This is a genomic window from Vibrio sp. V38_P2S17PM301 (assembly GCF_009904845.1).
In the GTDB taxonomy this organism is placed as follows: Bacteria; Pseudomonadota; Gammaproteobacteria; order Enterobacterales; family Vibrionaceae; genus Vibrio; species Vibrio proteolyticus.
Window position 1 is genome coordinate 6387 of sequence record NZ_WXWO01000083.1, and the last position, 14857, is coordinate 21243.

General features: G+C 47.5%; 12 protein-coding genes and 1 tRNA gene. 1 reads left to right on the plus strand and 12 read right to left on the minus strand.

Annotated elements, in window-relative coordinates; genetic code table 11:
- The 9 genes from CAG64_RS17890 to CAG64_RS17930 form a co-directional block, all read right to left on the minus strand.
- Positions 1-318: hypothetical protein (locus CAG64_RS17890; protein WP_161489344.1), on the minus strand; the 318-nt coding region annotated here is incomplete at its 3' end.
- Between the two features lie 201 nt (positions 319-519).
- On the minus strand, positions 520-1212 hold the full coding sequence (locus CAG64_RS17895) for an aspartate/glutamate racemase family protein (protein ID WP_021705364.1): 693 nt from the start codon (positions 1210-1212) through the stop codon (positions 520-522).
- Positions 1213-1333: 121 nt separating this feature from the next.
- On the minus strand, positions 1334-3136 hold the full coding sequence (gene phaC / locus CAG64_RS17900; RefSeq protein WP_161447817.1) for a class I poly(R)-hydroxyalkanoic acid synthase: 1803 nt from the start codon (positions 3134-3136) through the stop codon (positions 1334-1336).
- 57 nt (positions 3137-3193) lie between these two features.
- Positions 3194-3541, minus strand: coding sequence for a phasin family protein (locus CAG64_RS17905; RefSeq protein WP_021705366.1), 348 nt, complete (start codon positions 3539-3541; stop codon positions 3194-3196).
- A gap of 34 nt (positions 3542-3575) precedes the next feature.
- Complete coding sequence (locus CAG64_RS17910) at positions 3576-4781, minus strand: acetyl-CoA C-acetyltransferase (protein WP_161447819.1); 1206 nt, start codon at positions 4779-4781, stop codon at positions 3576-3578.
- Between the two features lie 12 nt (positions 4782-4793).
- Positions 4794-5534 (minus strand): SDR family oxidoreductase, encoded by a 741-nt coding sequence (locus tag CAG64_RS17915; protein WP_021705368.1) that lies wholly within the window; start codon positions 5532-5534, stop codon positions 4794-4796.
- A gap of 516 nt (positions 5535-6050) precedes the next feature.
- Positions 6051-9110, minus strand: a complete 3060-nt coding sequence (locus CAG64_RS17920) for an efflux RND transporter permease subunit (RefSeq protein ID WP_161447914.1) — start codon at positions 9108-9110, stop codon at positions 6051-6053.
- Entirely contained in the window at positions 9107-10162 is a 1056-nt protein-coding gene (locus tag CAG64_RS17925; protein ID WP_161447912.1) for an efflux RND transporter periplasmic adaptor subunit, read from the minus strand. The genes CAG64_RS17920 and CAG64_RS17925 overlap by 4 nt, the downstream gene beginning before the upstream one ends.
- Complete coding sequence (locus tag CAG64_RS17930; RefSeq protein ID WP_161447910.1) at positions 10162-11235, minus strand: efflux RND transporter periplasmic adaptor subunit; 1074 nt, start codon at positions 11233-11235, stop codon at positions 10162-10164. Before CAG64_RS17930 ends, CAG64_RS17925 begins: the two co-directional genes overlap by 1 nt.
- Positions 11236-11410: 175 nt before the next feature.
- Here CAG64_RS17930 and CAG64_RS17935 point away from each other — a divergent pair, with 175 nt between their 5' ends.
- Positions 11411-12121 carry a TetR/AcrR family transcriptional regulator gene (locus tag CAG64_RS17935; protein ID WP_021705373.1) on the plus strand — a complete coding sequence of 237 codons (711 nt, stop codon included), beginning with the start codon at positions 11411-11413 and terminating at the stop codon, positions 12119-12121.
- Between the two features lie 46 nt (positions 12122-12167).
- Here CAG64_RS17935 and CAG64_RS17940 read toward each other — a convergent pair whose 3' ends face one another.
- From CAG64_RS17940 to CAG64_RS17950, 3 genes are all read right to left on the minus strand, one after another.
- A complete protein-coding gene (locus CAG64_RS17940; protein ID WP_021705374.1) occupies positions 12168-12704 on the minus strand; it encodes a glycine zipper 2TM domain-containing protein in 537 nt (178 codons plus the stop codon).
- Positions 12705-13086: 382 nt separating this feature from the next.
- Positions 13087-13161: transfer RNA gene (locus tag CAG64_RS17945), tRNA-Gly, on the minus strand.
- A gap of 92 nt (positions 13162-13253) precedes the next feature.
- The gene (locus tag CAG64_RS17950) at positions 13254-14693 is read right to left on the minus strand and encodes a sensor domain-containing diguanylate cyclase (protein WP_337247461.1); all 1440 of its coding nucleotides are present in this window, start codon (positions 14691-14693) and stop codon (positions 13254-13256) included.
- Positions 14694-14857 lie beyond the last annotated feature (164 nt).

Consider the following 14857-nt stretch of genomic DNA (forward strand, 5'->3'; position numbering starts at 1 on the left):
GAAAACAGGTTCGCTATTATCCAGTCTGACACTGGTCGTCAGACTTTGACTGGCATACCGATCTTTTGCTTGCTTAGACACCACCACATCAACCAGATACCCTGAATCTTGTGGGGTCACAGTGCCAAAAAAGCTCACCACGCCTGTGTCCGTGTCTTCCGAACCATTAAATACATTCCCCTTCGTAATATCAGCGGTAATCGTCAAATCGCCGTTGTTGAGTACGATTCGATTTGGCTCCACTAAGGCCGTCTGAGCAAACGCCAATCCTGTCGTCCAGGACAACAGGAAAACTACAAACTTAGTTCTTGTTTTCATTGTTAATTTATACAAAAGATAATCGACGAGACGCCTATTATGCACAAAATAGAATAATATGACATTCCATATTGGCAAATACCATAACGACACACTCTATAAGGCAACCCAGGCATCAATGAGCAGGCGCCCACCCCAAATAGAACAGAAGAAATGACGATTACCGCCGCTTTTCAACCGCTGTAACCGTCATCGGATAAATTAAGATATTGCTGCTTTGACAGCGGCCTGAGCGTGAATGGCTGTGGTATCGTACAAAGGCACTTCACTGTCCGCTGACTGAATCAACAGCGCAATCTCCGTACAACCCAGAATGACGGCCTGAGCGCCTTGTTCATGGAGGTCCGCGACGATGGTAAGAAATTCGTCTTTCGAGCGAGGATTAAACTGCCCTAGGCATAACTCATGGTAAATCACCTCATGCACCAGCTTACGCTGAACCCCGTTAGGAACGATGACCTCAATACCATGACGCTCACTTAAGCGCTCTTTATAAAAGCCCTGTTCCATAGTAAATGCCGTCCCCAGCAAGCCGACTTTTTCAACACCATCTCGCTTGAGGGCCTCAGCCGTCGCATCAGCAATGTGCAACAAAGGAATCGTAATACGCTGCTGAATGTCATCGGCCACTTTGTGCATTGTATTGGTGCAAATCAGCAAAAAATCGGCTCCCGCACGTTCGACAGATTGAGCGGCGTCGATCAGGATCTCGGCGGTCTTCTGCCATTCTCCCTGATGTTGTAAAGCTTCTATTTCAGCAAAGTCGACACTGTTTAGGATGAGTTTGGCGGAATGTAACCCACCTAACGTTTGCTTTGTCGCGTGGTTGATCGCTGAGTAATAACTGGCGGTGGATTCCCAGCTCATGCCACCCAATAATCCGATTGTTTTCATTGAACCTCCCTATGTTCTGTAACCACTAGAACAGATAATTCTAAATGCAGCAAGCCAATGTCTTTCTACCTTACTTAAAGGCATAAAAAAACCCGGAGGACCCGGGCTTTTAATGGTTACGTTACGCTTTTTGAGGCTCTGTTTGTTCTTCAGTTTCCACTATCGGCAAGACCTGCTTAACATACTGCCCCGGCGCATCGCCTAGCACTGGATAGTTTTCTGCCCCCTGGGCGGCAGGCTCGACCAAAGTATCTTCGCTGAACTGCAACAGCCACTGATTCCAGTGGGTCCACCAAGACCCCTCTTTGTGCGTCGCACTAGCAAGCCAGTCTTCCGCACTCTCTTCCAGAGTATCGTTGATCCAAAAGCCATATTTGTTGCGAGACGGATGATTAACAATCCCGGCAATGTGACCAGACTCACCGAGCACAAAGGTTTTATTTCCGCCCACATTTAACGCGCCTCGATAGGTTCCCTGCCAAAGCGCAATATGGTCTTCCTTGGTTGAAATAAAGTAGCTGGGGATCTTAATTTTATTCAGATCAATCCACACGCCACCAACTTTCACCCCTTTATCCTGAATCAGTTTGTTCTCCAGGTAAAGTTCGCGCAGGAGGAAGTTGTGAGTCGGTGCCGCTACGTTGGTGCTGTCACTGTTCCAGTACAACAGATCAAAATCAACTGGGCTTTTCCCTTTCAGATAATTGTCAACGTAGTAATTCCAGTACAAGCTGTTCTCACGTAACAAACTGAACGTCACACTCAAAGAGCGCCCGTCCATATACCCTTTAAGGTTGTTCTGCACCTCAATGGCACTGACGATGGTGTCATTGATGTATGCTCCGACTTCACCTGGTTGTGAGAAATCAAGCAAGGTGGTAAAAAACGTGGCAGATTTAATTCTTTTCTTCATGCGCTTAGCGGCGTAGTAAGCAATTGTCGAGGCAAGTACCGTACCGCCGATACAGTAACCGACAGCATTCATCTGTTCCTGACCAGTGATCTCTTCAATCGCAGTTACCGCTTTCAACACACCTTCAGTGACATAGTCGCCGAATTCTACATGCGCTTGTGCTTTACCCGGATTACGCCAGGACATCATGAATACGCTGTGTCCTTGTTCAAGCAACCAACGTACCATTGAGTTCTTTTCGCGCAAATCAAGAATGTAATACTTATTGATAAACGGAGGCACAATCAACAGCGGTGTGGAGTGCACCTGTTCAGTCAGCGGACGGTATTGAATCAGCTCAAACAATTCATTTTGATAGACGACGTCCCCTGCGGTCGTCGCGACATCATGACCGACTCTGAACGCATTATTGTTCGTCATGCGAATTTTAAGAATGTCCGCCGACGACTCTACGTCCTCTTTCAGTTGCTCAAGGCCAGCCAACAAGTTTTCACCGTTTTTCTCCAGAGTCAGCTTCAATAGCTCTGGGTTGGTGGCGATAAAATTACTTGGTGATAGCGCGTTGATTGCCTGACGAGAGAAAAACACAATCCGCTCTTTGGTTTTTTCATCTAAGCCCTCAATACTGTTTATCGTATCCAGATACGTTTTGCTGAACAGCAGATAAGATTGCTTGATGAAATTATAGAAGGCTTCGCTTTGCCAACTTTCATCCACAAAACGTTTATCACCAGTCTCTGGCTCAATGACATCACCGGATTGCGCCGCTAACGCAACGTTTTGCCAAATCTGTAGTTGTTGCTGCCACCAGTCTGCCTGTAACTTCAGCATCACAGCAGGCTGGTTGGCGGCTTGCTCAAAAAACTTCAGGGAGTCTTCAAAGTTGACTTCCTGCATGGCTTTATTGAGAGGAGAATTTACGGCTGCCTTGGTGAGCTCAAGATCTTGCCACCATTGTTGATTGGTTTCCTGGAGCTTCATAAGGTAGTCCGAAAAGAAGTGTTGAAACATGTTGCTACTCCTGTATTCGGAAAAAAGCCGCTCACGGGGAGCGGCAAAGGCAGTGGTTTAAGCCGGGGTTACTGACTTAAGATTTTCCGAGGTAAGCTTTTCAACGTCTTCTTTGAATTCTTTCGCGATAGATTGCAGCTTGTTGCTGTCGTCCATCATTTGCTGAGACAGTTTCGTCAGAACTGACAGTTGCTGACTGTTAAATGCCGCCAGAGAAGTGACATCTTTGATTTCACTCGCCGCTTTCATTTGAGTCAGACCCATTTCACTGTAGGTACGAATAGCATTCAACTGAAGCTCGGTCAGCACTTCAACGTTCTTTGTAACCAGCTTGTTGAACTTGAAGTAAGGTTCCATGTTTTTCTCTGTTTGATCAGTGAAAGTCTTAAAAAAATCCGTGTACATGATTTTGCTCCTAATGGTTTGATAACTGATGTAATTAAACTGATTTAACAATAACTGCCGTACCCATACCGCCGCCCACACACAGTGAGGCAACGCCATAGTGACCTTTGCGTCGCATAAGCTCATGCACGAGTGTCACCAGAATTCGGTTTCCGGATGCGCCCAGTGGATGACCGAGTGCGATAGCACCGCCATTCACATTCGCTTTGCTGAGTATCGAATCTGTCGACACATCATGCTTTTCTGCTAAACGCTGAACCACACCTAGTGCCTGTGCTGCAAAAGCTTCGTTGAGCTCATACAAATCCATGTCGTGAGTCGTCAGGTTGGCTTTTTCCAGTGCGTGAGACACCGCCTCTACCGGACCTAACCCCATTACTTTGGGATCCAACCCGGTTTGAGCGTAACTAGTAATCTCGACAAGCGGCTGTAAACCTAACGCGTCGACAGCCGACTCAGACGCTAGGATGAGAGCGCTGGCGCCGTCATTCAAGCCAGACGCATTACCTGCTGTCACTGTGCCTTCTTTATCAAACGCAGGACGCAGACGTTGCAAGCCCGCCAATGTGGCATCGGATTTCGGGTATTCGTCCGTATCAAATTGCAACGAGTCACGCTTGACCTTTATCTCTACCGGTACAATTTCATCTTTAAACTTACCCGCTTCAATCGCCGTCACTGCTTTCTGCTGGCTATTCAAGGCGTACTCATCTTGCGCTTCACGGGAAATCCCCACTTCGCGAGCAATATTTTCCGCTGTCACGCCCATATGGTATTGGTTAAACACATCAGTCAGGCCATCGTTGATCAAAAGATCCACCAGATTCATATTGCCCATTTTATGACCATCTCGAATGCTAGAAGGGACGATGAAGGGGATCTGCGACATCACTTCAACACCGGCCGCGACTACCACGTTTGCGTCACCACTACGAATATGAGAAACAGCGTCCATAACAGTTTTCATACCGCTGCCGCACACCATATTGAGGCTATATGCAGGCGTTGTTTCCGGAATTCCAGCCAGAATCGCCGCTTGACGTCCAACCCCCATGCCCTGACCTGCACCGACCACATTACCGACAATCACTTCATCGACGGCCTCGGGATTCACTGCGGAAGATTCCAGCGCCCCCTTAATCGCAGCCGCTGCCAGAGGACCTGCCTGAACATTCTTAAGGCTGCCGCCGAACGACCCGATAGCGGTGCGCTTAGCCGCTACAATAAAAACTTTTTCCATGTTCCGAGCCTCTTAATGCATGTATAAGCCGCCGTTAATCGACAGCGTTTCACCAGTAATATAGGCACCTGCATCACTTGCGAGGTAAGACACCGCTTGAGCCACCTCTTCCGGCTTAGCTAAGCGTTTCATTGGAATCTGATTGGTAATCGACTCCAGGACTTCAGGTTTCATCTGCGCCACCATAGGCGTAGCCGTGTATCCTGGCGCGACAACATTCACTGTCACGCCCGAGCGTGCGCCTTCCGCAGCCAGCGCTTTGGAGAAACCGATCATTCCGGCTTTGGCCGCCGAGTAATTCGTCTGGCCGAACTGGCCTTTCAAACCGTTAACTGAAGAAATATTGATGATTCGCCCATTGCCTTTTTCGCACATTGCGGCAAACAAAGGTTGAGTGACGTTGAATAAACTATTGAGGTTGGTCTCAATGACCTCTTTCCACGCCTGAGGCGTCATTTTTTTGAAGACACCGTCACGTGTGATACCTGCATTATTGACCACCACGTCGATGGTGCCCTCTTCGACCAGCAGTTCGCCAAGTCGCACCGCACACTCTTCTGTATTGGTGACATCCAGCTCAAACAGTCTGACTTGCTCTTCATTGAACTGTTTCTCATTGAACCATTCCAATGCGCATTCATAATTGCCTGTGTAGTAAGTAGCAATGACGCGATAGCCATCATTGACCAGTTGAGTAGAAATTGCAGAACCAATTCCGCCTTTTGATCCAGTGATCAAAGCGACTTTTTTCATCAATAGACTCCATTCCGAATTAACAGCCAGGTGTTGTCATACAAGCGCAGCAACTGACTACGCCAACCAACGTTATTAGTAATTTTTTAGCAGCAACGTGCTTTGTCTAAACAACAAGCTAAGCAGCCAATGTGACATTTCAAATAAAAATTGAATAGGAATTCATTTGCTTGAGCTAACACGCATACAAAATGAAATGTTGTAAGGTTGTTAACCTTATATAACCTTTTGATATTTAAATGGTATTCTCAAATGTCAGATTCATCACAAAACCCCTAAACAACTGAATAAAAAGGACTTTTAAAATTAAAGCACGTGTTGCATAAGGATTTGAGCGCGATGTAACATTTTTTAGAGCGGCGAAGAAAATCGTCATATCAACGACACAATGACCTTTTGTGGCCGTTGCGCTCGCAATTGACAAAGTGAATAATAATTCACGGAGTCATATATAAAAAAGCCCTGACATTGCTGTCAGGGCTGGCTCAAAAAAACAAACCTGGAATCTATCCATGATTATCCGGCAGTGGACGGTTTGATCCGATAGAAAATCGCAAACAATACAGGTACTACAACGAGAGTCAGTATTGTGGCAAAGCCAAGACCTGCCATGATTGTGATTGCCATAGAGCCAAAAAATGCATCAAATACCAAAGGTATCATGCCCAAAATTGTCGTTAGGGCCGCCATACTGACCGGTCTGACACGGCTGATCGCACTGTCATATACGGCATTGTAAGAGCCCTTTCCGGAACTGAGCTCAATGTTGATTTGATCCATTAAAACTATCCCATTTTTTAGAATCATCCCACTCAGACTCAATAGCCCCAATAGTGCGGTAAAACTGAATGGCATGCCCGTCGCCAATAACCCCACAGAAACACCAATGATTGCCAGCGGTACCGTAAGCCAGATAACCAAAGGCTTGCGCACCGAATTGAACAGGAACATAGTGATGATGAACATGACCAGATAGCCTAATGGGAGCGAACTGAACATGGCTTCTTGTGCATCCTTGGAGGATTCGTATTCTCCGCCCCAGGAGATGGCATAACCTTCAGGCAAAGGCAAGGCTTCCACTTGCGGTCGAATACGGTTGAACAGGCTCGCAGCCGTCTCGTCTCCCAACACATCGTGATCCACCAACACGGTCAGCGTACGCTTACGATCCCGGCGTTGAATCAACGGATCCTGCCAGTCCAGCTCGACCCCATCAATCACTTGCTCGACTGGAATGTAGGTTTGCAATGTCGGGCTCCAGATCTTAACGTTCGCCAGAGACTCAAAATCCACCCGTTCCTGCTCAGGCAAACGTGCCACTACAGGTAACATATGGGTGCCGTCACGAATCACACCAATGGAGGTCCCACCAAATGCCATTTGTAGCGTGTCAGACAGCTCCTGTTTCGAGATCCCCAGACGACGTGCTTTGGATTCATTGAACAGTGGCACCAATTCTTTGGTGCGCTCACGCCAGTCATGACGTACATTCCGAGCACCGGGGTCGGCGTAAAATAAATCTTCGACATCAAGTGCGATTTCGCGCAGCACCTGTGGATCAGGGCCGGTGATTCGCGCTTCAATTTTAGATGCCGGTGACGGTCCGAATTCCATCACTTTGATTTGGAACGTCGGCTGATTAAACTCCTGGCTTAACGTCGCATCAAGACGCTTTAGCAATAGAAACATGTTTTCGCGCGTGTCCGCTCTGACTGTTAGTTGTGCATACGCTTCATAGCTTTTTTCTGGCTGATAGGTCAGCATGAAACGCTGTAGCCCCTGGCCCACGGTGGTGGTCACCGACTCAACGTGATCTTGCGCCGAAATATACTCTTGTACGCGTTCGGTCTGGGCGATGGTCTCGCGGATATCCGTTCCTTGCGGCATCCACATATCGACATGGAACATCGGCGTGTTTGACGCTGGGAAAAACGATTGTTTCACATTGCCAAAACCGATCACTGCCGCCACCATCATTGCCAACATCGCCGCTACTGTCAGCCAACGAAAACGCAGCGCAAATTTAAGTAGCGCACCGAACACGCTAAACAACGCGCCTTTATACGGGTCGCTCTCTTCAGCGCCGCTTTTCTCCTCTTCTTTGAGCAGTAAGTCGGCCAGAAACGGCGTTAATGTCAGTGCGGTAATCCAGCTCAAAAACAAGGAGTAGCACAATACCCAGAACAGAGAACCCATAAATTCGCCAGTGGCATCTTCAGACAATCCGATGGGGGCAAACGCCGTAATGGCGATTACCGTTGCTCCCAACAGTGGCCACTGCGTCTGCTTGACGATATCCACTGCAGCCTGCAACTTGGTTCGCCCTTTCTTCAGGCCAACCAGTATCCCTTCAACCACCACAATCGCATTATCGACCAACATCCCAAGCGCAATGATAAGGGCACCCAAAGAAATTCGGTGCAGCTCGATATCGTTGTAATCCATCAGCATGAAAGTGCCGAATACCGTCAACAACAAGACCAGTCCAATGATGATGCCGCTGCGCAGCCCCATGGTGAATAGCAAGACAACGATCACGATCGCAACGGCTTCTCCCAGGCTGATCACGAAATCGCTGACCGATTTATCCACTTCCGCAGACTGATTATAGAAATAGTCCATCTCTACGCCTGCGGGTTTGATACTTTCAAGTACTGACAATTCGCTCTCGATAGCCTTTCCAACTTCAACCACGTTAACACCGGATGCAAACGAAATGGCCAGATTAATCGCTGGCTTACCGTTGAACATCAACACGTTTTGCGGCTTTTCGGCAATCCCCCGGGATACTGTCGCCACGTCTTTCAGGCGAATCAAGTTGCCGGTATCACGACCATGGATAATCAAGTTTTCCAACTCTTGCACAGACGACATTGTCCCACTCGGTCGGATCACCAGCGATTGGCCGTTGACCATCACTTCTCCTGACTCTCGGACGCTGTTTTGCTGATTTAAAATCCCCGTCACTGTGCTCATATCCAAATTCAACGCTGCAAGTCGATCTAAGGATATTTCAACAAATAATTGCTCTTGTTGATCGCCAGCAATAGACACTTTGCCCACCCCATCGATCAATTCCAACTCGCGACGCAGATAATCGGCATACCGTTTAAGCTCTACAGAATCGTAGCCATCTCCAGTCAACATCAGCATGATTCCGTATACGTCACCAAAATCATCTATGATTTGGATAGAGCTGACACCAGACGGAAGGCTTGGTTTTAGATCGTTGATTTTTCGACGCATTTCATCCCAGATCTGGGGCAATTTGTCCGGGCCGTAGATCATTTTCATGCTAACGGTGATTTGCGACATCCCGTTCGACGACGTCGAGGTAATGTTGTCAATGTACGGTAGCTTGCGGATCTCTTGCTCCAGTGGGTAGGTCAACTCTTCTTCGACTTCCTGTGGTTTTGCTCCCGGATAGGATGAGATGATCATCGCATCTTTGATAGTAAACGCCGGGTCTTCCAAACGTCCCAATCCATTGAAGGCAAAAACGCCGCCAATCGCCAGAATGACCAGGAGCAGCCAACTGATCACTTTGTTCTTAATCGAGTATTCAGCGATGTTCACTTCGGCTCTCCCGTTATTTGCATACCATCACGCAGCTTTCTTAAGTTGGAATTAACGAGGGTATCTCCTTGCACAATTCCCTGATGCACGATCGCCCCGTCAGCGGTCACTTGGTCCACAGTGACCGCGACGCGCTCTGCCAGCCCTTGGTTGAGCTTCCAAACATAGAAATGCCGGTGGTCGGGGGCTGAGTCGATGGCCGTCATCGGCAATGGGTAGCCTTCCGCCACACCAATACCGGCTTTGACCATATCGACACTGACCTTGACGCTGGTTCCCGGAAGAATACGTGGTTCAACCTGAGGCATTTTGAGCCAGAACTGGTAAGTTTTCGTCTCAGGGCTCAACTCACTGGTGTGCTCAAGGTAGGTCAGTGGATAATTCTGGCCGTGGCCTGCAAAGCTGGCGATGGGCTGATACGTTGAGTTGTCCAACAGAGGCTCTAAACGAGACAGCACCGAATCGGACACGTCTAACTGCACGTAGACATCTGTAGATCGATAAACACTCAAAACCGTTTCACCAGCGGCGGCGCGTTCAAAGTCTTGCTTAGGGACCTCTGAAACGATGCCGTCATACGGTGCTTTTAATTGCGTGTAAGACAACCGGGCAGCAGCAAGACGATAATTGGCTTGCGCCAGTTTGTAGTTAGCGTTTAACTCATCGTATTCTGATGTCGAAATCATGCCACTTTTACGCAATTCCTGACCTCGGTTTAACTGGCGTGAAGCCAAGTTCAACTTTGCTTTAGCATCGGCCACACTTTGTTTTACTTTGGCGTCATCTAATATCGCCAGTACCTGACCTTTAGTGACGGCGTCACCTTCTTGTACGGCCACTTTTTTAATTTCGCCTTGTAAGCGAAAAGCCAGTGGGGTCAGCTCTGGAGCCACCACCTGACCATTAAAGACACGAAATTGGGTTGCAACAGGCGCAGTGACTTCAAGGGTATCCACCACCATAGGTGGCTTTGGTCGGTGTTCAGTGGCTGGGGTGCATCCCTGAGCAATTAGCCCGGCCAAGGCAATCGCGGAATAAGTTTTTAACTGCATCAGATACCGCCTTCTTTTGTCCACGCTTTAACACGCTGCCCCTGACTTAACCCCTGGGCGCCCGCTTCTACCACCAGATCCCCTTGTTGCAAGCCAGCAACCACATAACCATCGTCATTGATAGTGATGCTGGTTTTCTGCACAGTCTGATCCGATTCATTAAACGTCCAGACAACCCCTTTGCCAGTACTTTTCTCAACCCAGGCGGACTCTGCGATACGATAATTCGGCACAGAGCCCTCACTTTGGAGGTTGACCTGTCCCGTCATGTCAGGCAACAGAGCTAAGGTTTTGGGAGTGCGGATGGTGACTCGAGCGGTATAGCTATTGGTGTCTGGATTAGGACGCGTTGATATCTCTTTGAACTGCGCCGGTATCGAAAGATCACGTTGGCTGTCCATTGTGACAGACAACGGTGAACTGGCGATGCCATCAATACCGAACTTTTCGACGTAACTTACCGGAATAGTAAAAATGACGTCCATCACCTGATGGTTTAACAAATTCATCACCGGCTGCTTCGCGTCAACGACCTGGTTGGATTCCACCATCGTCAGCGACACAATTCCGTCGAATGGCGCAGTCATGCGCGTATATTCCAAATCGGTTTTTGCTTGCTCTAAGGACACTTTCGCGGCTTTGAAATAGGTTTCCGTTTGATCGAAGCTGTCAGTGCTAATCAGTTTTCGTTCCACTAATTGTCTGGCGCGCTGATACTGTGTTCTTGCTAAATCGTATTCAGCCTGGCGTGCATCCAGTGCTAACTGAAAGTCTGTCGGATCCAGATATGCCAATACGTCTCCCTTACGGACTTTACTCCCCATGTGCACAGGCATGGCAGCGATCTCGCCCGCCACCTGAAAAGAGAGTGCAGCCCTGTCAGTGGCATCAACTTTGGCAATAAAGTGTTCTGTATGGCTATGACTCAGATCTGGCACCGCACTGAGCTTGACCGGCGTCACTACCATCGGTACTTCTTCGGATACCGCATTGTCACAGCCTGCCAAAATAAGTGTGAGGCTCATGGACAGAACCAGTGAACTCTGTTTGATGGATTGATAGTTTTTGTGCATTTGTCGCATCTCATCTTATTGTACATCTGTACAATTAATTACTACACAGTTGTGCAGTATATTGACAAGCTGTTTCAGATCAACTTTTTTATTTACCAGATGGATAATAATTTCGAAGTGAAAAAAACCTGAAGATCTGGTAAAAGGGTGCGGTAAACACTGGCGATTAAGAGCAATGAGCGAGAGAAAACAAGGGCGTAGAAGCGCACAAGATGCGGAAAAGACCAAATGCGAAATTTTGCGGGTAGCCTCAGAGCTGTTTTGCGAACTGGGTTATGAACGCGTTTCGTTACGTAACATCAGCGAAAAAGCAGGAGTATCACACAGCTTAATCCGCCATCATTTTGGTAGTAAAGAGAAGATCTGGCACAGTATCAGCGATAACCTCCACGAGTTTATCGAGCAGTACATGCGGGTGATATATCAAAATATTGCGCCCGAGCGGCCAGCTAATGTGAAGCTGTATATCTTCTCCACTCGATTACTGGCCTACATGCTGATATTCAAGCAGCCAATACAGCTGATTGCCGATGCCGTTCGCCAGGAAGACGCCTTGTTTGATTACTTTATCGATTCGGCAGGTGAGGTGGAATCATTCGTCAACTCACTCGCTGACGAATACAACCGCGATTTCCCGCAAACGCCGGTCAGAGTGTGGGAACTCAAATGGCAGATGATACTTTACGCACACGGAGCCGCGTCGCTAACGCCATTTTTGAAAGAAACCTGGTCTGATGAAACAGCCGATATGGACAAGTGCTTGCTCAAGCACTGGTTTTTGTATGAAGAAACGATCGCATTCAGGTTAAACGTTGATAATCAAGATCGTTTAACTCCAAGCAGTGTTGAAGAGTTACTGTACGACTTCCCCTGCTGCGCAGAGTAAAACTGTCAATAAAGAAGAGAGGCTGATGCCTCTCTTCTTTTGTTAATCAGTTCGGGACAATGACTTTCCCATCTTTCACCGGGAAAGTATTTCCGGTCGGCTTATTCGCCATACGTACCGTCGTTGATGCACCATCAAACTCGTACGTGACATTGTAACCGATCACTTTGGTGGATGTCGTGTATTCAGTGTGGCACTGTTTCTGAGTCGTGGTGACCACATCATTCGCCTGCACATTTTCCTGAATCGTACGTCCAGCCAGGGCCCCTGCAATCGTGCCAGCGGCCGTTGCAATTACTTTACCTGAACCACCACCGATCTGGTTACCCAATGCCGCTCCAGCGGCTGCACCACCAATGGTACCAATAAGTTTGCCTTCATCTTTGGGTTGAACGGGTTGAGTCACGGCCACATCGACACACACCTGATGCGGTGTTTTCACCTCTTTTGTTGCGGTGTCGACCATAGTAATCTTGGCCACAGTCGGCGTCGAAGGGGTGGCTTCGGCTGATTCAGATTTATCCTTGCATGCTGACAAAACCGTAACTGCCGCAACAGCCAGAGCGAGAGTCTGTAGTTTCATGGTTAGTTCCTGTTGTTCCAATCGTGAGCTGATCATAATGTCGTTCACTCAAGCTACATCAGGATAGACCAAGCTTTCTGTCATTCTGTGGTCAGATTCTTCATACAAAAATGACCTGATTTCTATCTAATGGAATCAAACCAGCGCCACGATTGAGTCAGTACATTCGTGTAGCCCTCACTCGGCGCCTCCATAGGATCAGGGGTGCTTCAGTCGCTTTTTGTAATGAATTTAAACCAGAAAGAGAGAAGCTGTATGTTATGTGATGATTCAGATCGTACAAGCGCTCCTACGCCCTACACTGAACAAAAAGGATAGATTTTGTTGTTTACCAGTAAGCCTGATACGAAAAAAGCAGCCATAAGGCTGCTTTTCGAAAACTTGGAGCGGGCAGCGGGAATCGAACCCGCATCATCAGCTTGGAAGGCTGAGGTAATAGCCATTATACGATGCCCGCGCATCGCGTTGATGGGTTTAATATGCCACAATTCTCTGAAAAGAAAACCTTTTTTTTCTCTTTTCAATTCAAGTGAGCATGGAATAATCAAACTAGGCCGAGTAAGCCACATCATCGCTGTCAATTTGAGCAAATCGTTTTATGACAGCCTGGTCTTTACCTGAATGTTTAGCCTGATACATCAGCTTATCGGCATCAGTTAACGTGATTTTCTGATTGGCTTTTAGATAATACGCGCACCCGAGACTTACCGTGACGTTGTCATCTAAAATGCTTGATATCGTCCGCTCTCTCACACTCTGGCAAATCTGATTCGCTATCTGAGTCGCATGCTCAAACGTTGTATTATCAAAGACCACTGCAAACTCTTCCCCACCGATGCGGCCAACCACTTTATCCCGACCCGCCACGTAAGATACCGTTTGGGCGACTTCACGAATGACTATATCGCCAACACTGTGACCAAAGCGGTCATTGATCGATTTGAAATCATCAATGTCAAACACCATTACGGCCACCCGTCGCCCTTTACTTACACACATATCAAATTGAGTCATAAAATGGCGCCGATTACACAATCCCGTTAATGCATCGGTTTGCGACAAAATCATCAGTTCTTGATTAGCTTGTTTCAATTGTCGGGTACGGAGTTTGACCGTCATGATCAACGCGACAATAAACGCAACCATTGCAATCACAGTGATCGCGCCAATGATTGGCCACAAGTAGTCGGGATACACCGTTTTGATGTACATCCAACGATTCATAATCCGCGCTTTTTCTTCTTGAGGAATGTTTTCTATGCCGGTCATGATTGTGCTGAGATTGCGGCTCTTTCCCTGAGGTACAGCCGGCCTCAACTCGCCCGAATACAGATGACGAACACCAACAAAACTGGCTGGATTTGTCGAAGAGTAAAGATAGAAATTAGCAACCTGTAGATCAGCAATAAACGCCTGAATATCACCACTAAACGCTGCTTTTAGCATAATTTCGTTATTGTCAAAGCGAAGCAACGGCAGATTGGGGTACTGCCGCATAGCAAACTCTTCTTCGTAACCACCCCGTACCACACCAACTGGGTAAGTGTGCTTTCCTTCTAGGAATAGATTGACGTCAGTGCCCATCAAGCGGTCACTAAGATACAGTTGCGTTTCTATGGTAAAAATGGGCGCAGCGTAATCCAGAAAATGATCGCGTTTGGCAGACCAAAGCAACCCGCCGTGAACATCCGCCTTTCCACTCTTCATCGCTTCCAGTGACTGATTCCAGTCGACCAGATAAAATTCAACACGGACATTATTCGCTTTGCCATACGCACGCCAGAGGTCAATCAGGATCCCGGCAGGTTCTCCGTTTTCGTTCAGATAAGCGAAGGGTTTCCAAGCTTTTGAGTTAGCGACAATCAGTGTATTTTGATCATCAACTTCTGCAGATACCGTTCTGGTTAGAAACAGAACGACACATCCTAACAACAATAACAGACGCAATTTCACTCCGGTTTTTCGTATGCTGAACACTCGATTCTGCACGTTTGCTCACCCAGTTATTCTTTGAGACTTCTATATAGGTCAATAGATTTTAATTCACCCAATAAATAGACAGCTTTTCGAGCTCGATCTCGTTTTACTGACATTTAGATCACTTAATGATCGCGCTGTCACTGATATTCTTCATTTATATTGAAATGTTTGAT